Source organism: Nocardia sp. NPDC050413 (assembly GCF_040655475.1).
GTDB classification, from domain to species: domain Bacteria; phylum Actinomycetota; class Actinomycetes; order Mycobacteriales; family Mycobacteriaceae; genus Nocardia; species Nocardia coubleae.
This window is the reverse complement of sequence record NZ_JBFAJZ010000014.1, coordinates 1-17,916: the sequence shown is the minus strand read 5'-3', so window position 1 is coordinate 17,916 and position 17,916 is coordinate 1. Positions and strand designations below refer to the sequence as shown.

The following is a 17,916-nucleotide window of genomic DNA, read 5'->3' as shown; positions in this document are numbered from 1 at the left end:
TTTTCATGCGCCACCGTCAAGTAGCCGACGACGTGTTCACCATCCGAGGCACGGATGTGAACATGGTCCTGCTGCGTGAGGGCCGCGACCTCACCCTCATCGACGCCGGCTGGTACGGCGACGCGAAGATCATCGAATCGGCGCTCCGTGCCCTCGGCCACCGCCCCGAAGACGTCGTCGCCGTCCTGCTCACCCACGCCCACCTCGACCACGTCGGCGCCCTGAACCACCTGCACCGCCACTACGACACCCCCGCCTACACCAGCCCCACCGAGGTAGCGCACGCCCGAGGCGAGGTCCACGAGTCCGCCACTCCCCTCGACGTGATCAAACGCCTCACCGACCCCAGCACCGCGGCCTGGGCACTGCGCATCACCGCCGCGGGCGGCCTCCGCAAGAACCCGGTCCCCCACATCCAGCCCTTCCCCACCGAAGGCCCCCTCGACCTCCCCGGCCACCCCGTCCCCATCTCCTCCCCCGGCCACACCTCCGGCCACACCGCCTTCCACCTCCCCACCCAGGGCGCCATAGCCACCGGCGACGCCCTCATCACCGCCCACCCCACCTCCACCCACGAGGGCCCCCAACTACTCCCCAAGTTCTTCCACCACAACCCCGACCAATCCCTGAACGCCCTCACCACCCTCGAACCCCTCGACGCCCCCCTCGTCCTCCCCGGCCACGGCCTCCCCTTCCGCCAAGGCATCGCCGAAGCTGTCATCCGAGCCCGCGAACACGCCACCACCCTCCTCCGATGAACTTGCCGGAGATGCTCGTTTTTCGGTGCATCTAACGCGAGTAAGGTCGGAGATAGTCGCGTTTATAGCAACTAAAGTATAGTAAGCAGATGCCTGCTGTACTTTCCGATCGCAGCTGCCGATGACCTGGCCACCGCATCGCCTCGAAGAACGCGCGTGGTCGCCGCGGCAACGCCAGGGTTCGCGTGACGACCGCCTCCTGGACCGTATTACGGTCTCCGTCCCCCCACGCATCGCCGATCTGAACTATGTTCCGCCATCGCAGGTGGTGACGGCGGGCGAAGCGGCCGTGATCGCGGTCGCGCGGCTCGAAGCGGGATTCGGCCAGTACATGGCTCCGCTCGCCGACTTCCTGCTGCGCAGTGAGTCGGTGGCGTCGTCGAAGATCGAACACATCGACGCAGGCTGGCGGGCCTTCGGAAAGGCCGTCGGCGGAGCGAAGGCGAGCGATGAAGCGAAATCGCAGCTCGCCGCCGTCCAGGCACTCGCCGCGATGGTGGATGCGGCAAGCAGCGGCCCGGTCACGACCTCGGATCTGCTTGCGGCACATCGGCTGCTCATGGCTCCGGACTATTACGCCGCTCGTGAGGCCGGCCGGTTCCGCGCTGCGCAGAACTGGATCGGTGGTAGCGACTACACCCCACTGCACGCGTTGTTCGTCCCGCCGCCGCCCGAGCTCGTCGGTGAGCTGATGGACGACCTGCTGACTTTCACCGCCCGAACCGACCTGCCGATCATGGCGCAGGCGGCGATCGCGCACGCGCAGTTCGAGTCCATCCATCCGTTCGTCGACGGCAACGGACGGATCGGGCGCGCGCTGATCAGCGCGATATTCCGCAGGCGTGGCCTGACCAGCCGGGTCACCGTTCCGTTGGCGTCGGTCATGCTGGCGAACACCGCACGCTACTTCGATCAACTCATGGCCTACCGCGCGGGTCGCGTCGACGAATTCGTCGAGTACGTGGCGCTCGCGGCCGTCCACGCCAGCGACGCTGCAATCGAATCCGCCCGGACGTTGGCGGACTTGCCCGCGCAGTGGCGCGCCTCGGCCCGGCCGAGGGCCGGATCTTCGGACGAGGCGCTGCTCGCCGGACTGCTCGACCACCCGATCCTCAATATCGACACGGCACAGCGAATCGCCGGAACGACCGACTCCGCCACCTATCGAGCGCTGGATCGCCTGGTCGAGGCGGGCGTGCTCGAGGTGCTTTCGGCAGCGAAGCGGGGTCGAGTATGGGCGGCAACCGACATTCTGGCCGAACTCGACGCTCTCTCGGCAACGATCGGAAAGCGGACCGCCGCCGGGCTGAAATAGGTCAGCGGAGGCGGAGTTCGGTTTCGGCGTCGAAGTAGAAGATCTCTTCGGGTTTGGGGCGGAGGTGGAGGGTTTCGCCGAGGGTGGTGTGGAAGCGGCGGTCTACTCGGACGACGATTTTGCCTGCGCGGGTCGACCAGTCGGTGCCTGCGCCGTGGGTGTAGACGAAGGATTCGGCGCCGAGTTCCTCGAGGAGTTCGGCGACGACGGTGATGCCGATGGGGTCGGTGGTGACTTCCCAGGATTCGGGGCGGATGCCGAGGATCACGCGTCGACCGGAAACGCTGCGTGGCAGCGGGATTCGCAGGCCGTCGAGGACGGCATGACCGTCCGACACAGGCGCTTCGAGCAGGTTCATGCCGGGTGAACCGATGAAACCGGCGACGAAGGTGTTCACGGGGTCGTCGTAGAGTTCGCGCGGTGCGGCGATCTGCTGCAGGGTGCCTTCGCGCAGTACGGCGACGCGGTGGCCCATGGTCATGGCCTCCACCTGGTCGTGGGTGACATACACCGTTGTGGTGCCGAGGCGCTGCTGCAGGGCGGCGATCTGCGAGCGGGTGCTCACCCGCAGTTTCGCGTCGAGGTTGGACAGGGGTTCGTCCATGCAGAACACCTGTGGGCGGCGCACGATCGCCCGGCCCATCGCCACCCGTTGCCGTTGCCCGCCCGACAGTTTCGCCGGTTTGCGGTCGAGCAGCGGCTCGAGTTCCAGCATGGCGGCCGCCTCGCGGACCCGAACCGAGGTTTCGGACTTCGACATTCCCGCGTTGCGCAGGGCGAAGCCCATGTTCTGCGCGACGGTCATGTTCGGGTACAGCGCGTAACTCTGGAACACCATCGCCACATCCCGTGCCCGGGGCGGCAGTCCGGTCACATCACGATCACCGATGCGAATCGTGCCGTCCTCCACCGATTCCAGTCCGGCGAGCATCCGCAGGCTGGTCGACTTCCCGCATCCGGACGGCCCGACCAGCACGAGGAATTCGCCGTCGGCGATGTCGAGATCGAGTGCGTCGACCGCGGCGGTCTCGCTGCCGGGGTAGCGGTGGGTGACACCGTCGAACTGCACTGTCGCCATGGACTTCTCCTCGAAAACGGACGAGCGGGCCCGCGGCGGTGACCGCGGGCCCACGGGGACTACTTGGGCAGCTTGGGGGTGATCTGCCGGTCGATGATCGCCTGGATGTCAGCGGCGGCCTTGGCGAGAACCGTTGCGGGATCGGCGTTCTGCAGACCGATCTGCTCGTATCCGGTGCCGATGATCTGGTCGGCGCCGGGCACGAATACGCGCGCGTAGTCCTGCGACTTGGTCACCGCCAGTTGGTCGATGGCGGTCTTGGAGTGCGGGTTCTTCGCGAGGAAGTCGGCCTCGGTCGGGTCGCTCACCGCCGACTTGCGCACCGGCATGTAACCCGTGTTCTGCGAGAAGTACGCCGTATTCGCCGCATTGGTCGCGAACTCGATGAACTTGAGCGCGTTCACCTTCCGCTCCGCGGAGATGCGCGACGGCACCGCAAGACCCGCACCACCGGTGGTGACGCCGGGCCCGCTGGGATGCGGCAGGAACGCCGTGCCGAGCTCGAACTTGCCGGTCGCGTTCTTCTGGATGCCCTTCAGGTCACCGGTGGAAGCGATCGTCGAGGCGGCGACCCCGGTCCCGAAGTCGACGGCGATCTGCGGACGGATCGCCGCGTACTTCTTCACATTGATCGATTCGCGCAGGTAGGTGGCGGCCGCGATCGAACCGGGATCGGTGAACTTCAGCGCCCACTTGTCGGAGTAGGCGCCGCCGAAGGTCCAGTTCGGGCCCTGGAAGGTCCAGCCGAGGTAGTTCTTGGCATCACCCCAGGCGTGTGCGAACTTGTCGCCACCGACCACCGACTGGATCTTCGGCCCCCACTCGTCGAACTCCTGCCACGAGTTCGGCCCACGATCCGGCAGCCCGGCCTTGGCCCACACGTCCTTGTTGTAATAGAACAGCGGCGTCGAGCGCGCATACGGCAGCGCGTAGTGCTTACCGTCGAACAGGTAGTCCGCGGCCAGCGAGTCGACATAGTCGTCGAGCTTCACCCCCGCCTCACCGAACAGCCCGTCGAGCGGTTCGATGGCACCGGTCAGCGCGTAGTTGAACCACCAGACATCCGACAGCACAACGACATCGGGCAGGTCACCACCGGTGAGCGCGGCATTGAACTTCTGCGCCACCTCCTCGTAGTTCTTGCCCGCGTCGACGAGGTTCACCTTCAGCTGGGGGTGCTGTGCCTGGAACCGGTTGATGAGCTCGAGCTCGAGTTCCTTGGAGGTGCCGGGGTGGTTGGACCAGAAGGTGATCGTGTTCGCGTCGCCGCCACCACCGGACCCGCCGCCGGTGCCCGCGCAAGCGGTGAGCGCGAGACCGGCGGCGACACCGCCGGACAGGCCGAGGAAGCCGCGACGGCTCAGCGCCGGAAATCGTGAAGTGGACACGTGGATCTCCTGTTCGAGAATCAACCCTTGACCGCACCGGAGGTGAGGCCTTTGATCATGTGACGTTGCAGCGCGAGGAACACCACGAGAATCGGCAGCATGGTGAGCACGGTGCCCGCCATCACCGGACCCCAGTTGGTGACGCTCGGGTTCTCGGTGTTCTGCAGCAGCGTGAGCCCCACCGGCAGGGTGGCGACATCGGCGGAGTCGGCCATCAGGAACGGCCAGAGGTATTCGTTCCACTCGTTCACCAGCGTGACCACCGCGAACGCCACCATCGTCGGCCCCGACATCGGCAGCACCACACGGGTGAGCAGCCGCCACCAGTTGGCGCCGTCCATCCGGGCGGCCTCGATCACCTCACCGGGCAGGGAAAGGAAGTGGTTGCGCATGAGGAAGGTTCCGAAGGCCACGCCGCAGAGCGGGATGATGATGCCCTGAAAGGTGTTGCGCCAGCCGAGCTGCGCGATGAGCGCGTAGTTGGAGATGACGGTGATCTGGTTGGGCACCATCAGCGCGGCGATGATCGCCAGGAACACGATGTTCTTGCCGGGGAAGCGCAGGAACACCAGGCCGTAGGCGCTGAACACCCCGAGCGTGAACTTCACCGCCGACACCACCCCGGTGACGATCAGCGAGTTGCGCAGGAACGTCCAGAACGGGACGGTGGTGGTGGCGTGCCCGTAGTTCTCCGGGTGCCAGCTGTGCGGCCAGTACACCGCGGGCTGGGTGTAGATGTCGGCGCGGTCCTTGAACGAGGTGATGAGGATCCAGAACAGCGGGACCCCGACCATGACGAGCACGCACAGCATCGCCGCGTACCCGAGCAGGGTGATCGCGCGTTCTCGCCTGCGATACGAAACAGTTTCGGGACCAACGTGTTTCATCGTTCATCTCGATCCATCACGCGCACCTGGATCAGGGTCACCACGAGCAACACGGCGAACATGATCGTCGCGACGGTCGCGCCGTAGCCCGCGCGGAAATTGCGGAACGACTCCTCGTACACCTGGAACACCATGGTCGTCGTGCCGTTGCCGAGCGGCCCGCCACGTGTCATCACATTGATGATGTCGAATACCTGAAGCGAGTTCAGCAATACCGTGATCGAAAGAAAGAATGTAGTCGGACGAAGTTGCGGCAGAAGCACTTTGGTGAAAGTCGTCCACCGGCTCGCGCCATCCATTTCGGCGGCTTCCAGCAGTTCGCTCCGCACGCCCTGCAGCGCCGCCAGATAGATGACGAAGGTGTATCCGAGATTCTTCCAGATATAGGTGATCGTCACCATGAACAACGCCCACTGCGGATCCTGGTAGAAATCCGGCACATTCGTCACGCCGAGGCGGTGCAGCACATCTTGCACGAGCCCGAAACTGGGGTCGAAGATGAATTGGAATGCCACGCCGATCGCCGCACCGGAGATCACGAACGGTGCGAAGATGGCGGAGCGAACCACATTGCGCCCGAACAACTTCCGGTCCAGTAACAGCGCCAGCGCCAGGCCGAGCGCCATGCTAACCACCACCGCCGCGACGGTGAAGATCACCGTGTTGCCGACGACCTTCCAGGAGTCGTCGCGTTGCCACCACTCCACGTAGTTGGCGAAACCGATGGGCGTGGCGACGGGGTCGGCGATGTTCCAGTCGGTGAACGAGAGCCGGATGTTGTCGGCCAGCGGCCGGTAGACGAACATCCCGAGCAGAACCAAGTTCGGGACCACGAGTAACACGAACAACGCGTAGTCCTGCCACGGCCGATTTCTCAGGCCACGACCTCGCTGCACGGGAAGAACCCGCTCCGGACTGCTACGCACCGCGGCAGCTTTACGGCGCATGGCGAACCACTGGTTAACCCTGCCCGCCGATTTCCTGAACATCGGGCGCACAAAGACGAGTACAGCAAAAAGCCGAACAACACGACCGGGTTTGATCGTATTGTTCGGCTTTTGTTCAGTGCGGCAGAGAGTTTAGTTCCAGTCGCCGAGGCCGTCGCCCGCGCTCAGGGTGGGGCCCTGGGTGCCGGTGACGATCACGGCATCACCGCGACGCGAGTTCTCCAGGAACCACTTGGCATCCTCGGTGCTCACGTTCAGGCAGCCGTGGCTGGCGTTGGAGTAGCCCTGCTGACCGACCGACCACGGCGCGGCGTGGATGAAGATGCCGCTGTTGGACAGGCGGGTGGCGTACTCGACCTCGAGCTTGTAGCCCTCGGGGTCGGTGACCGGCACACCGTAGGTCGACGAGTCCATCGTCATCTTCTCGAGGCGCTCACCGACGATGTAGGTGCCGTTGGGGGTCTCGTAGCCGGGCTTGCCGAGCGAGGTCGGCATCTCGCGCACCACTTCACCGTTGCGGGTGACGGTGATGACCTTGGTGGCGTCGTCCACGGTGGCGACGAAGGCGTCACCGATGTGGAACGAGCTGGTGGTGCCGCCGGCCACGACGGTCACGTCGGTGTTGGCGGGCCAGAACTCGGTGGGCTTCCAGCGCACCTGCTTGTCGCCGGTCCAGTAGAAGTTGCCGGCCACGTTGGCGCTCGAGGTGACCCTGATGGCCCGCTCGGCGGCCGCACGATCCTCGATCGGCTCCTTGAAGGTGATGATGATCGGCTGTGCGACACCGACGGTCTCGCCGTCGGCGATGTTGATGTTCGGCGGCGCGAACGTCGCCTGCGGCGCGGGCTGCTCGACCACAGGGTTGCTGGAACCCGCGCCGGGAAGCGCGGGCTGAGCCTGCGCGGGAACAGCGATGAGCGCGCCGGTGGCGGCGATCGCCGCCGTCAGCAGCAGACCACGGCGAAGCCGATGGGATTGCTGCCGGTTTGCCTCGTAGTGCATTAGGTTTCCTCGTCTATATCTTCGAATGACGCGGAGTCCGCTTGGGTCTCCACGGGGTAACGACGCCCCGACCCTGACCGCTCATTCCTACCCGTCCGGGGTGACAACGTGCCAGCTCCGTTGCATCGCGATCACGGAACGGCAACGGTGTGCGCTGTGTCACATAACAACCTGTGACTCAGTGGCTTTCGTCAAACGCCACGCTCAGGGCGGCGAGTCGGAAAGGCGTCGGCACCACGGTCCGGAAGCACACGCATGTGACTCTCAAACCTGGAGTGAGGGAGATCACGCCGTCCGTGTGAAGTGGATCGCCCGGTTCGGCGCGGTCGCGAGATTGTGCGGCACCGTGCGCGGCCGACGGCCGAGGGCCAGCGCGGGGTCCAGGCGCAGCCGGGCGCTCGTGAGCAGGGTGGCGAGCACGACGCGCAACTCGTATTCGGCCAGCGTGGCGCCGATACACCGGCGATGACCGCCGCCGAACGGCGCGTACTCGAACGGTGTGTATTTGCGGCCGAGGAACCGGTCGGGGTGGAACAGCCGGGGTGCGGGCCAGGTCGAGGGTTGGCTGTGCAGTACACCGACGGCCAACCCGATCGTCTGCCCGGCGGCCACGTCCACCCCACGCCAGCGCCACGGTTCGCGCAGCTGCCGCAGCACGATGGGCACGGCAGGGTGCAGGCGGAGCGTCTCCTGGCAGACGGCGTCGAGCAGCGGCGCGGTGGCCTGTTCGGCCGGGTCGTCGCCCGTCTGAGCCAGCTCGTCGGTGAGCCTGGCGAGCAGGCCCGGTTCACGATGCAGGTGGTACAAAGCCCAGGTGAGTGAGGTCGCGGTGGTCTCGTGCCCGGCGACGAGCAGGGTGCGCAACTGTTCGCACAGTTCGGAATCGGTCAGCGCGGCGCCGTCCTCGTAGCGGGTGGCGAGCAGCAGATCGAGCAGATCGCCCGCGGCCGGGCCCTCGGCGCGACGGCGTGCGATACCCGTGAGCAGCCGCCGATCGAGACGATCCCTGGCCGCGACAAAGCGGTCCCATGGCCCGAAACCTCCTGTGGCACGGCGCAAGCCGGGCGCTACGAGCAGGGGCGTGGTGAACGTCGAGAGGAAATCGTCGACCGCGTCGCCGTATTCACTGTCGGCCCCTGCGCCGAACACCGCCGCGAGGATGGTGCGCAGGGTGATGGATCGTGCCTTCGTCAGCACATCGACCCGGCTGCCGACCGGCCAGGAAACGCCTGTACCACTGTCGGATTCGAGTTCGCGCAGCGTCGATTCCCGGATCACCTCGCCAAGCGCCCGTACCTTCGCGCGGTGGAACGCGGGCGCGAGCACGGCCCGATCCGTGCGGTGACGCGGCCCCGAGTTGAGGATCAGCGACGCCGTGCCGACCATCGGCTCGATCGGGTTCGGCCGCGGCGGGTCGACGAGCTCGACCGGCGCCCGGAACAGTTCACGCGCACCCTCGGCGGACCCGGTGAACAACACCGGCGGAAACCCCGGAAAACCGACCGCGTACGGGTCACCGCTCGCGGCACGTCGACGCAGGTAGCCCTCGAAATCGAGGCCTGCGGCCAGGCCGTGCAGCAGGGCGGGGCGGGGCGGGCGCTGACCGTTCATGTCAGGTACTACGGCGTGCGCCCCCGCCCGGTTCGACTACCGCTCGGCGCGGGTGCGCCGCACGGTGCCCTGGGCGATGGCCGCGAGCTTGGCCAGCCGCGCGTCCCCGAGCGCGGTCACCGCGTTCCCGAGCCGGTTGGTGACGAACGCGATCGACATTCCCAGATCGGGATCGGCGTAGGCGCCGGAGCCGCCGACTCCGTAGTGCCCGAAGGCATGTCGCGGTTGCTGTTTGGTCATCAACACGGGCCGGTGGTAGCCGAGGGTGAACCGCAACGGCAATCCGAGTACATAGTCACGGCTCTCGGTCTGCTGCGTGCGGTTGATCTGCTCGATCGTCTCCGGCCGCAGGAACTGCACCGGTGAATCACGTTCGCCCGTAGCATTTTCCGCGTCACCCGTATAGACGACGCCTCCGTTGGCCAACGCGCCGTACATCCGTGCCAGCGCCCGCGCCGAGAACACCCCGTTCCAGCCGGGCATCACCGCGTCGTGCACGCGCGGATCGCGGACCAGTTCGTCGAAACTCTCCGGCATTCCCGCCTCCGCGAGCCCGCGCACGGGCCGCACCCACGACAACACCGACGACGCGGTGTTCCAGCGAATACCCGGCGGCGCGAGATGCGGGAAGATCTTCGCGATCCGGCGGCGCTGCGCGACGGGCACCTGGAACCAGAACTCGTCGGTTCCCAAGGGCTGCGCCACTTCCCGGCGCAACAGCTCGGTGAAGGATTCGCCGGTCGCACGCTGCAGGATCTCCGAGACGAGCCAGCCGAAGGTGATGGCGTGGTATCCGGAGGTGCGGATGCGGCGCGGGTCGGCCGGGCTCTCGGCCAGGGCGGTCACCACCGCGCCGTAGTCGAGAATCCCCTCGCGGCCCGGAACCAGCCCGCGTACCCGATGCAACCCGGCCCGATGCGACAGCACGTCGCGCACGGTGATGTCGTGCTTGCCGTGCGCGGCGAACTCGGGCCAGTACTCGGCGACCGGCGCCTCGTAGTCGATCAGCCCCCGCTCCGCGACCCGGTGCAGCACGGTGGCGGCCACACCCTTGCCGGTGGAGAAGGTGAGCGCCACATGCCCGCCGTTCCACCGCTGATCCTTGGCCGCCCACCCCGCCCAGACATCGACGACCGGGCGCCCGTCGAGGTAGACCGCCAGCGCGCCGCCCCCGCGGCTCGGCTGCTGGAACATCCCGAAGAAGTGGTCGGCCAGCCGGATGAACCTCGGATCGATACGCATCTGCCGTGGCGCGGTCGGCGTACCCGCGTCCGGCTCGCCCGCTGTTGCTGACACCATCGGCCCAACCTCCTGATGCTGCGTAGCGATCCGCCGACCGGATCGGGTCGACGCCGGTGGCTTCGGTGGTGTATTCACAGTAGGTGTTTGCAGATCTGTCCATCCGCCGGTTGGCCGGCGCGCTCGCCATCACGGCGGTCGCGCTCGGTTCGAGCGCGTGCGGCGGCACCATCGACGGCTACGCGCAGCCGGCGATCGACGTGGTCCCCGCCACCAGCAGCGCCGCACCGACCACCAAGAAACCGGGCAAGTCGACGACGAGCAAACCGGCACCCACCACCAAGAAGGGTGGAACCACCGACTTCCAGGCCGCCGTCGGTGACTGTGTGAATCTCGGCGGCACCGCCGAGGACGCCACCATCGAGAAGGCCTCGTGCGGCAGCCGCGCGGCCAACTACAAGGTGATCGGCAAGGCGCCCAACCGCGACGGCTGTATCGCCGACAGCGACCAGAACTACTTCGAAACCCTCGACGGCGTCGAGACCGGCGCCCTGTGCCTCGACATCGACTGGGTGGTCGGTGGCTGCATGGATGTGGCCGCCGAACAACTCGTCGCGCGCCGGATCGACTGCAACGCCTCGGGCAACGAGCCGGTCCGGGTCGTCACCATCAAGAGCGACGCGACCAGCGCCAACGACTGCCCCGACGACGCCGACGTGGGCTATGTCTACGACACCCGCCGCTTCGTCGTCTGCGCACAGACGCTGTAACCACCGACGACGAGACGGGCCGCACGGTGTGACCGCGCGGCCCGTTGTCTGTCCACTCGCCGATCAGATCGGGTGGAACCCGGATCCGTGACCGCCGCGTGCGTTCATGTCGTTCATGATCGCGGACATGTTCGTGCCGACCTCGGGGCCGAAGCAGGCCACCGCGAGATAGGCGTTCACCATCCCCACCAGCGTCGACCCGACCACCACCGGCGCACCGGAATCGCCTTCCACGACGCACATCTGCGACCACGTCTCCACATTGGTCGCGAACACGTCGCCCCAGGTGATGCCGCAGGTGTTGCCGGTGGTCCTGCCCTCCTTGCACACGATGGTCGGGAACTGGGCGGGCCCACCGACACCGGTGATGGTGACATTGCCGATCCGGTTCACCGGGGTGATCCGGCCGGGGGTGAATTCGATGACGGCGTAGTCGAGTTCGGTATTGCTGTAGACGAACCTGCCGATCTCGCCGTATCCGCGATCGACCTCGGCGGCCACCGGTGCGCCCGCGTCACCGCAGTGGCCCGCGGTGAGGCCGACGAGCCTGCCCGCGCCGTCGTGGCCGACCGTGGTGAGGGTGCATTCGAAGGTGTTGTCGATGACGATCCCGGATCCGCCGCCGACCACCGGTGGGCCGGGTTGTGCCTGCGAGGTGCCCGCGCCGGTGCCGAGTAGAGCCGCACCGAGGGTGAGCGCGAAGGCGGCCGTGGCCACGCGCGCGAGTTTGCTGAACATGTCCCTCCAGATGTCGGAAGTCCGCACGATATCAATACGGTCTGTCTATAGCCGCAGTATTCGATCCCGGGCGCGCCAGAGCGAAGCCCTCGGATTGCTGCTTACCAGGCCCCGCGACACCCCGGGCGGTGATAGCGATTCTCTATCGAAATCGTGATGAAGCCGGGCCTGGCGAGTTATACCCGTGATCTGTGCGAGAAATCAGGCGTGTCATTCGTTATGTATGACAGTTTTCCGCAATATTCTTTCCGGCAGCCGCAGACGCTGGGAGTCCGCGCCTGGAAACGACATCCGGCGCAAACTCCGAAACGGGACAATTCAGGGCTGTATGGTCCGTCATGGCAGTGGTCATAAGGGCCGCCGACAGTGATATCCATCTATGACAGCGCTCACATGTCGGTGGTGTGTTCTGCACTACTCCGTAGTAAGGTGCGTCAAGCAAACAAGTCGTCGGGGTGTTGATGGCCTGGCGTCGAGAGGGGTAATAGCAGTGCAGTCGACCAAGAGTCCGCCCGAACGTTCACGGGTCAGTGAAGCTGTGGACTGGACCAAGGGCCTTTGGGAAGACCATCCGAAGAAGTCCCTCGAAACCTTCGGTCGACAGATCACGATGGGTATCGAAGCCATCACGGAGCTGGTCGTCGCGATCTTCCGTAAACGCTTCCCCTTCGACGAATTCGTGCGTCAGTGCGCGTTCATGGCAAGCGTCGCCGCCGCTCCGACGCTGCTGGTCGCCATCCCGATCGCGGTCATCGTGTCCATCCAGGTCGGCGCGGTCGCCGGTCAGGTCGGCGCGACCTCGTTCATCGGTGCCGCCAACGGCCTCGGCATCATCCAGCAGGGTGCGCCACTGGTCACCTCGATCATGATCGCCGGCGCCGTCGGCTCCGCGGTGTGCGCCGACCTCGGCTCACGAACCATCCGCGAAGAGATCGACGCCATGAAGGTGATGGGCGTCGACCCGCTGCGCAGGCTCGTCGCCCCCCGGCTCGGCGCCGCCATGCTGGTGAGCTTCCTGCTCTGCGGTTTCGTCGTGTTCGTCGGCTTCATCACCGGCTACATGTTCAACATCTTCGCCCAGGCGGGCACGCCCGGTTCCTACATGAGCACCTTCGCCTCGTTCGCGGTCACCCGTGACCTCGCGGTGGCGCTGCTCAAGTCGGTCATCTTCGGCATCATCGCCGCGATCATCGCCTGCGACTCGGGCCTCAACGCCCGCGGCGGCCCCGGCGGTGTCGCCAACGCGGTGAACTCGGCGGTCGTGAGTTCCATGGTCATGCTGCTCGGCGTCAACGTCGCGATCACGCAGATCTACGCCGCTGTCTTCCCCCCACAGGTGGTCTGACCATGTCATCGACTTATGTACCTCCGCTGCTGCGGCCGATACGCCAGCTCAAGGCGGCGGGCAAAGCGCCCGTCGACGCGCTCGCCCGCCTCGGCCACCAGGTCTTCTTCTTCCTGCGGTCCGTCGGCTCCATTCCGCTGGCGTTCAAGCAGTATCCGAAGGAGATCTGGCGCCTGCTCTCCGACGTCACGTGGGGAAACGGCAACATCGTCGTCGGTGGTGGAACCATCGGCGTCATCCTCATCATCAGCGCCTTCGGCGGCATGACCGTCGCCATCCAGGGCCACACCTCGCTCGACCTGCTCGGCCTGAGCCCGATCACCGGTGCCATCTCGGCCTTCGCCACCACCCGTGAACTCGGCCCGCTGCTCGCGGCGCTGGCGTTCGCGGCCCAGGCGGGCTGTCGATTCACCGCGCAATTGGGCGCGATGCGCATCTCCGAGGAGATCGACGCGCTCGACTCCATCGCCATCCGCCCGCTGCCCTACCTGGTCAGCACCCGGATGATGGCCGCGGTCATCGCGATCGTTCCGCTGTACTGCATCGGCCTGGTGATGGCCTATCTGTCCTGCTCGGTCACCGTGCAGCTCATCGGTGGCACCGCGGCGGGCACGTACTCGCACTACTTCTACCAATTCCTGGTACCGACGGACGTGCTGTACTCGCTGCTCAAGGCGGTCATCTTCGTCATGATCACCACGTTCATCCAGTGCTACTACGGCTTCTTCGCCTCGGGTGGTCCCGAGGGCGTCGGCGTGGCCGCGGGCCGGGCGATCAAGATGTGCATCATCCTGGTCGTGTTCGCCGACCTGTTCATGACATTGGCGATCTGGGGCGTCGACCCCGGCATCAGGATCTCGGGGTAGGGCCAGATGATCATCGATCCCAGTGGGCGCGGTCCCACCATGAAACAGCTGTACGTCGCGGGCCTGTGCGGCCTGGTCGTCTTCGCTGTGATTCTCGCTTTCCTCATGGCCAGGTACCAGGGCTACTTCGTACCCAAGGTGAACGTGGCCGCGAACCTGTCGACCACCGGTGACGGGCTCCCGTCCAACGCCGACGTGAAGTTCCGCGGTGTGCTCGTCGGCACCGTGAAGGACGTCGACATCGTCGACCAGGGCGCCGTGCAGAAGGTGAACATCGAGCTCAAGCCCGAGTTCGCCAAGGGCGTCCCGAGCAATGTCACCGCCCGCATCGTGCCGAGCAACCTGTTCGCTGTCACCTCGGTGGAACTGGTCTTCAACGGTGCCTCCAACGACTACCTCGAAGAGGGTTCGGTCATCCAGGAGGACCGCAGCGAGGGCACCATCGCCCTGCAGGACACGCTCACCACGGTGCGCGACATCCTCAACGAGGTCGACCCGGTGCAGCTGGGCCGCGTGCTCGGCACCCTCACCCAGGCCCTCGACGGCAGCGGCCGCGTGCCCGGTTCGACCATCCAGCGCCTGGACGAGTGGATCACCACCGTCTCCGACGCGGGCCCGAACCTGGCAGGCATGCTCGACGACTTCTCAGCCTCGGCCAACGCGCTGAACCAGTCGGCGCCGGAACTGCTCGACGTGCTCGGCAGCTCGGTGCAGACCGCCAACACCATCGCGAGCAAGCGCGACCAGCTCGTCGCCCTGCTGATGGGGTCGAGCGCGACCACCGACCGGGTCAACGACCTGTTCGCGAGCAACCCCGACGTGGGTAAGGAAGTCACCGTCGGTATGAACGCCACCCTCGGTGCCGTCGCCCACGAACCGAGCTCGATCACCAAGACCTTCCAGGTGTTCGGACCCGGACTCGCCGCGCTGAACACCACCTTCCACGGTGGTCCCAGCGGTAAGCAGATGGTCTGGAACGCGGGGCTCACGTTCACCCCGTACCAGCCCAACACCGTCGCGGACTGCCCGCGCTACGGCGATCTGCTCGGTCCGAGCTGCTTCACCGCGCCCGCCGAGGTGAGCCTGCCGCCGCTCCCGGAGAAGCTGCGTCCCCGGGCGCTCGACTCCGCCGCGGGTCTGCCGCCGCTGGTGAACATCCCCGGGCTGCCGCAGATTCCGGGCCTCACCATCCCGGCCGCACCGCTGCAGGCGGCGGCCGGAACCGAGATCACGCCGTTCGCCGGTACTCCGCTCGAGGGGCTCGTCCCGTCGTTCCAGATCCCGGGCCTGCCCGGTGTGGCGCCCGCCGCCGCACCCGCGCCTGCGCCCGCGCCCGAGCAGGCACCCGCGGTGCCGTCGGGTACGCCCATCTCCTACCAGGGCAACGACGCCATCGTCGAACTCCTCGGCCGCAAACCGACGGTCTCCGAGCTGCTGCTGCTCGGTCCGATCATGAAGGGCGGAACTCTGACCGTGTACGACAACGAGGGTGGCGCATGAGTATCCGCAAGCCACTGATCGGATTCGGCATCTTCGCGATCGTCTCGATGCTCGTCATCGTGGTCGTGTGGAATACGCTCGCCCGTTCGGTAGACGGTGACACCCGCAAGTACACCGCCATCTTCACCGACGTCCTCGGGCTGCGTCCCGGCGACGACGTCCGGATGGCCGGTGTGCGTGTGGGGAAGGTCGAGAAGATCGAGCTCGACGGCAAGAACGACGCCAAGGTGTCGTTCATCGTGCAGAGCGACCAGGACGTCTTCGACGACACCAAAGCCCTTGTCCGCTACCAGAACCTGATCGGCCAGCGCTATGTGGCGCTTACCCCGGGCAAGTCGCCGAGCCCGCAGGTGCTGGCCAGCGGTTCGGTGATCCCGCTCGAGCGCACCGAGCCCTCGTTCGATATCTCCGCGCTGCTCAACGGTTTCCAGCCGCTGTTCCAGGCGCTGGAGCCGGCCCAGGTGAACGCGATGTCGGAGACGCTGATCCAGGCGTTGCAGGGTGACGGAGTCTCGTTGTCCTCCTTCATCATCCAGGCGGCGCAGATGGCCACCGACTTCCAGCGCCGCGACGCCATCCTGAGCGATGTCATCACCAACCTGTCGGCGGTGATGGCCGGTCTGGCCAAGCGCGGTGACGAACTGGAGACCCTGGTGACCCAGACCCGCGCGCTGATCGGCGGGCTCTACGACCAGGGCCAGTCGCTGCAGAACTCGACGGCGACGCTGGCCGACGCCACTACCTCGCTGGTGGCGATGATGAGCAAGATCCAGCCGCAGCTGGCCGCTACGCAGAACTCCACCACCGCGGCGCTGAACCTGTTGCTCGCCAACGGTGCCAAGCTCGACCAGGTGGCCATCGACATGCCGTCGATGCTCGCCGACCTCGGCCGTATGACGTCCGAAGGCACGCACGCCAACGCCTACCTGTGTGGCCTCGATGTCTCGCTGTACGGGGTGCTCTTCCCGCGCGGCCTGTTCAGCCAGATCGGTGGCACGTCGCACTCGGAGGTGTGCCGATGAGCAAGCTCAAGAAAACATTCCTCGGCAACCGCAACTTCTGGCTCGGCGTCATCGGTTCGCTGGTGGTCGTGCTGTTGCTGGTCGGCTCGAGCATCCTGCAGTTCATCGGGATCGGTAAGCAGAGCATCGAGGCCGAGTTCGTGCAGGCCGCGGGCATCAGCACCGGCGACAAGGTCGCCGTGTCCGGTGTTCAGGTCGGCACGGTGTCGGGCGCCAAGATCGAGGGCGACCATGTGGTCATCACCCTCGACGTGGATTCGAGCATCAAGTTCGGACCCGACGCGCACGCCTCGATCAAGATGGCGACCCTGCTCGGTGCCCGCTACGTCGACCTGAAGCCGGGCGACGGATCGGGCCTGAAGGACGACACCATCCCGCGCTCCAACACCGATGTCCCCTACGACATCGCCGATGTGGTGCAGGTCGGTACGCCGAAGTTCGAGGCGCTGGACACCAAGAAGCTGGCCGCCTCGCTCAACACCATCAGCGGCGAGCTCGGCGATTCGCCCGCGCTGGTCGCGCAGGCGCTCGACAGCGTCGGCGCCCTGGCCAAGGTCGTCGACAAGCGCAAGGGCGAGGTCGACAGCCTGCTCAAGGATCTGGACCGCGTCACCCAGCTGCTCGCCGACAACCGCAACAGCGTGCTGCTCGTCATCACCCAGGGTGAGGCCATCGCCAGCCGGGTGATGGAACGGCAGAACCTGCTGCGTCAGCTGCTCGACAACATCGCCACCCTCACCCGTCAGCTCGAACAGATCGGCGGGGAGAACGGCAACCAGTTCGCGGGCACCATCGGCCAGCTCAACACCATGGCCCAGGGTCTGCAGAAGAACAAGGACAACCTCGACAAGCTGTTGCAGATCGGTGCGCCGACCGCGCGCTACTTCAACAACGCGCTCGGCAACGGTAACTACGGCTCGGTCGCGCTGCCGTGGATTCTCCCCGACAACTGGCTGTGCTTCGCACAGGTGATCCAAGGGTGCGCAGGATGAAACTGAATTTCCGACGCGGTAAGGAGCTCGGTCGCGCGTTGCTGATCGGCGCGACCGCACTGACCATCGGCAGTTGCTCGCTGCTGCCGAATCAGGTGGACGACGCCCTCGGCCGCTCGACCAAGATCACCGCGGACTTCGAGAACATCGCGGGTATGTACGAGGGCAACCAGATCATGGTCCTCGGCTTGCCGGTGGGCAAGGTCGACAAGATCGTGCCCAAGGGGACCTATGTCGAGGTCCACATGACCATCGAGTCGGGGGTGAAGATCCCCAAGGAGGCGATCGCCGCGATCATCTCCCCCTCGATCGTCACCGACCGCCACATCGAGATCACCCCGCCCTACACCGGCGGGGAGGCCCTCGAGTCCGGTGACCATCTGCCCAAGGCACGCACCAGGACTCCGGTCGAGCTGGACACGATGATCAAGACCATCGACCAGTTCGCCGCCGCGCTC

General features: G+C 66.2%; 17 protein-coding genes. 9 read left to right on the top strand and 8 right to left on the bottom strand.

Annotated features, from left to right (window positions below; genetic code table 11):
- Window positions 1-5 precede the first annotated feature (5 nt).
- Window positions 6-758, top strand: a complete 753-nt coding sequence (locus AB0I19_RS25605; RefSeq protein WP_357151852.1) for an MBL fold metallo-hydrolase — start codon at window positions 6-8, stop codon at window positions 756-758.
- Between the two features lie 121 nt (window positions 759-879).
- Window positions 880-2,073 (top strand): Fic family protein, encoded by a 1,194-nt coding sequence (locus AB0I19_RS25600; RefSeq protein WP_357151849.1) that lies wholly within the window; start codon window positions 880-882, stop codon window positions 2,071-2,073.
- A gap of 1 nt (window position 2,074) precedes the next feature.
- Here the strand turns inward: AB0I19_RS25600 and ugpC are convergent, their stop codons facing one another.
- The 7 genes from ugpC to AB0I19_RS25565 all read right to left on the bottom strand — a co-directional run bounded on the left by ugpC (window position 2,075) and on the right by AB0I19_RS25565 (window position 10,285).
- Window positions 2,075-3,151: a sn-glycerol-3-phosphate ABC transporter ATP-binding protein UgpC gene (ugpC, locus tag AB0I19_RS25595; RefSeq protein WP_357151846.1), complete on the bottom strand. Its 1,077-nt coding sequence runs from the start codon at window positions 3,149-3,151 to the stop codon at window positions 2,075-2,077.
- A 59-nt stretch (window positions 3,152-3,210) separates the two neighbouring features.
- Window positions 3,211-4,539, bottom strand: a complete 1,329-nt coding sequence (locus tag AB0I19_RS25590; RefSeq protein WP_357151843.1) for an ABC transporter substrate-binding protein — start codon at window positions 4,537-4,539, stop codon at window positions 3,211-3,213.
- Window positions 4,540-4,559: 20 nt separating this feature from the next.
- Window positions 4,560-5,426 (bottom strand): carbohydrate ABC transporter permease, encoded by an 867-nt coding sequence (locus AB0I19_RS25585; protein WP_067643970.1) that lies wholly within the window; start codon window positions 5,424-5,426, stop codon window positions 4,560-4,562.
- Window positions 5,423-6,352, bottom strand: a complete 930-nt coding sequence (locus tag AB0I19_RS25580; RefSeq protein WP_357151840.1) for a sugar ABC transporter permease — start codon at window positions 6,350-6,352, stop codon at window positions 5,423-5,425. The genes AB0I19_RS25585 and AB0I19_RS25580 overlap by 4 nt, the downstream gene beginning before the upstream one ends.
- A gap of 153 nt (window positions 6,353-6,505) precedes the next feature.
- Window positions 6,506-7,375 carry a L,D-transpeptidase gene (locus AB0I19_RS25575; protein WP_357151838.1) on the bottom strand — a complete coding sequence of 290 codons (870 nt, stop codon included), beginning with the start codon at window positions 7,373-7,375 and terminating at the stop codon, window positions 6,506-6,508.
- A gap of 285 nt (window positions 7,376-7,660) precedes the next feature.
- On the bottom strand, window positions 7,661-8,986 hold the full coding sequence (locus tag AB0I19_RS25570; RefSeq protein ID WP_357151835.1) for a cytochrome P450: 1,326 nt from the start codon (window positions 8,984-8,986) through the stop codon (window positions 7,661-7,663).
- A gap of 36 nt (window positions 8,987-9,022) precedes the next feature.
- The gene (locus tag AB0I19_RS25565; protein WP_357151832.1) at window positions 9,023-10,285 is read right to left on the bottom strand and encodes a serine hydrolase domain-containing protein; all 1,263 of its coding nucleotides are present in this window, start codon (window positions 10,283-10,285) and stop codon (window positions 9,023-9,025) included.
- A gap of 83 nt (window positions 10,286-10,368) precedes the next feature.
- On the opposite strand from AB0I19_RS25565, the gene AB0I19_RS25560 reads away from it, so the two are divergent.
- The gene (locus AB0I19_RS25560; RefSeq protein WP_357151829.1) at window positions 10,369-10,995 is read left to right on the top strand and encodes a hypothetical protein; all 627 of its coding nucleotides are present in this window, start codon (window positions 10,369-10,371) and stop codon (window positions 10,993-10,995) included.
- A gap of 63 nt (window positions 10,996-11,058) precedes the next feature.
- Here AB0I19_RS25560 and AB0I19_RS25555 read toward each other — a convergent pair whose 3' ends face one another.
- On the bottom strand, window positions 11,059-11,733 hold the full coding sequence (locus tag AB0I19_RS25555) for a serine protease (protein WP_357151826.1): 675 nt from the start codon (window positions 11,731-11,733) through the stop codon (window positions 11,059-11,061).
- Between the two features lie 538 nt (window positions 11,734-12,271).
- Here AB0I19_RS25555 and AB0I19_RS25550 point away from each other — a divergent pair.
- The 6 genes from AB0I19_RS25550 to AB0I19_RS25525 all read left to right on the top strand — a co-directional run.
- Complete coding sequence (locus AB0I19_RS25550; RefSeq protein WP_243750043.1) at window positions 12,272-13,078, top strand: ABC transporter permease; 807 nt, start codon at window positions 12,272-12,274, stop codon at window positions 13,076-13,078.
- Window positions 13,079-13,080: 2 nt separating this feature from the next.
- Complete coding sequence (locus AB0I19_RS25545) at window positions 13,081-13,944, top strand: ABC transporter permease (RefSeq protein ID WP_067495001.1); 864 nt, start codon at window positions 13,081-13,083, stop codon at window positions 13,942-13,944.
- 6 nt (window positions 13,945-13,950) lie between these two features.
- A complete protein-coding gene (locus tag AB0I19_RS25540) occupies window positions 13,951-15,444 on the top strand; it encodes an MCE family protein (protein ID WP_357151822.1) in 1,494 nt (497 codons plus the stop codon).
- Window positions 15,441-16,466 (top strand): MCE family protein, encoded by a 1,026-nt coding sequence (locus AB0I19_RS25535; protein WP_067643952.1) that lies wholly within the window; start codon window positions 15,441-15,443, stop codon window positions 16,464-16,466. The genes AB0I19_RS25540 and AB0I19_RS25535 overlap by 4 nt, the downstream gene beginning before the upstream one ends.
- Window positions 16,463-17,458 (top strand): MCE family protein, encoded by a 996-nt coding sequence (locus AB0I19_RS25530; protein ID WP_357151819.1) that lies wholly within the window; start codon window positions 16,463-16,465, stop codon window positions 17,456-17,458. Before AB0I19_RS25535 ends, AB0I19_RS25530 begins: the two co-directional genes overlap by 4 nt.
- Window positions 17,455-17,916 (top strand): MlaD family protein (locus AB0I19_RS25525; RefSeq protein ID WP_357151816.1); only part of this gene is annotated, 462 nt, incomplete at its 3' end. The genes AB0I19_RS25530 and AB0I19_RS25525, both read left to right, overlap by 4 nt.

Bases quoted from the DNA above. Each gene is read 5' to 3' on its own strand.
- AB0I19_RS25555 (WP_357151826.1), bottom strand. From the start codon at position 11,733: ATGTTCAGCAAACTCGCGCGCGTGGCCACGGCCGCCTTCGCGCTCACC.
- AB0I19_RS25575 (WP_357151838.1), bottom strand. From the start codon at position 7,375: ATGCACTACGAGGCAAACCGGCAGCAATCCCATCGGCTTCGCCGTGGT.
- AB0I19_RS25570 (WP_357151835.1), bottom strand. From the start codon at position 8,986: ATGAACGGTCAGCGCCCGCCCCGCCCCGCCCTGCTGCACGGCCTGGCC.
- AB0I19_RS25605 (WP_357151852.1), top strand. From the start codon at position 6: ATGCGCCACCGTCAAGTAGCCGACGACGTGTTCACCATCCGAGGCACG.
- AB0I19_RS25585 (WP_067643970.1), bottom strand. From the start codon at position 5,426: ATGAAACACGTTGGTCCCGAAACTGTTTCGTATCGCAGGCGAGAACGC.
- AB0I19_RS25600 (WP_357151849.1), top strand. From the start codon at position 880: ATGACCTGGCCACCGCATCGCCTCGAAGAACGCGCGTGGTCGCCGCGG.
- AB0I19_RS25545 (WP_067495001.1), top strand. From the start codon at position 13,081: ATGTCATCGACTTATGTACCTCCGCTGCTGCGGCCGATACGCCAGCTC.
- AB0I19_RS25530 (WP_357151819.1), top strand. From the start codon at position 16,463: ATGAGCAAGCTCAAGAAAACATTCCTCGGCAACCGCAACTTCTGGCTC.
- ugpC (WP_357151846.1), bottom strand. From the start codon at position 3,151: ATGGCGACAGTGCAGTTCGACGGTGTCACCCACCGCTACCCCGGCAGC.
- AB0I19_RS25540 (WP_357151822.1), top strand. From the start codon at position 13,951: ATGATCATCGATCCCAGTGGGCGCGGTCCCACCATGAAACAGCTGTAC.
- AB0I19_RS25535 (WP_067643952.1), top strand. From the start codon at position 15,441: ATGAGTATCCGCAAGCCACTGATCGGATTCGGCATCTTCGCGATCGTC.
- AB0I19_RS25565 (WP_357151832.1), bottom strand. From the start codon at position 10,285: ATGGTGTCAGCAACAGCGGGCGAGCCGGACGCGGGTACGCCGACCGCG.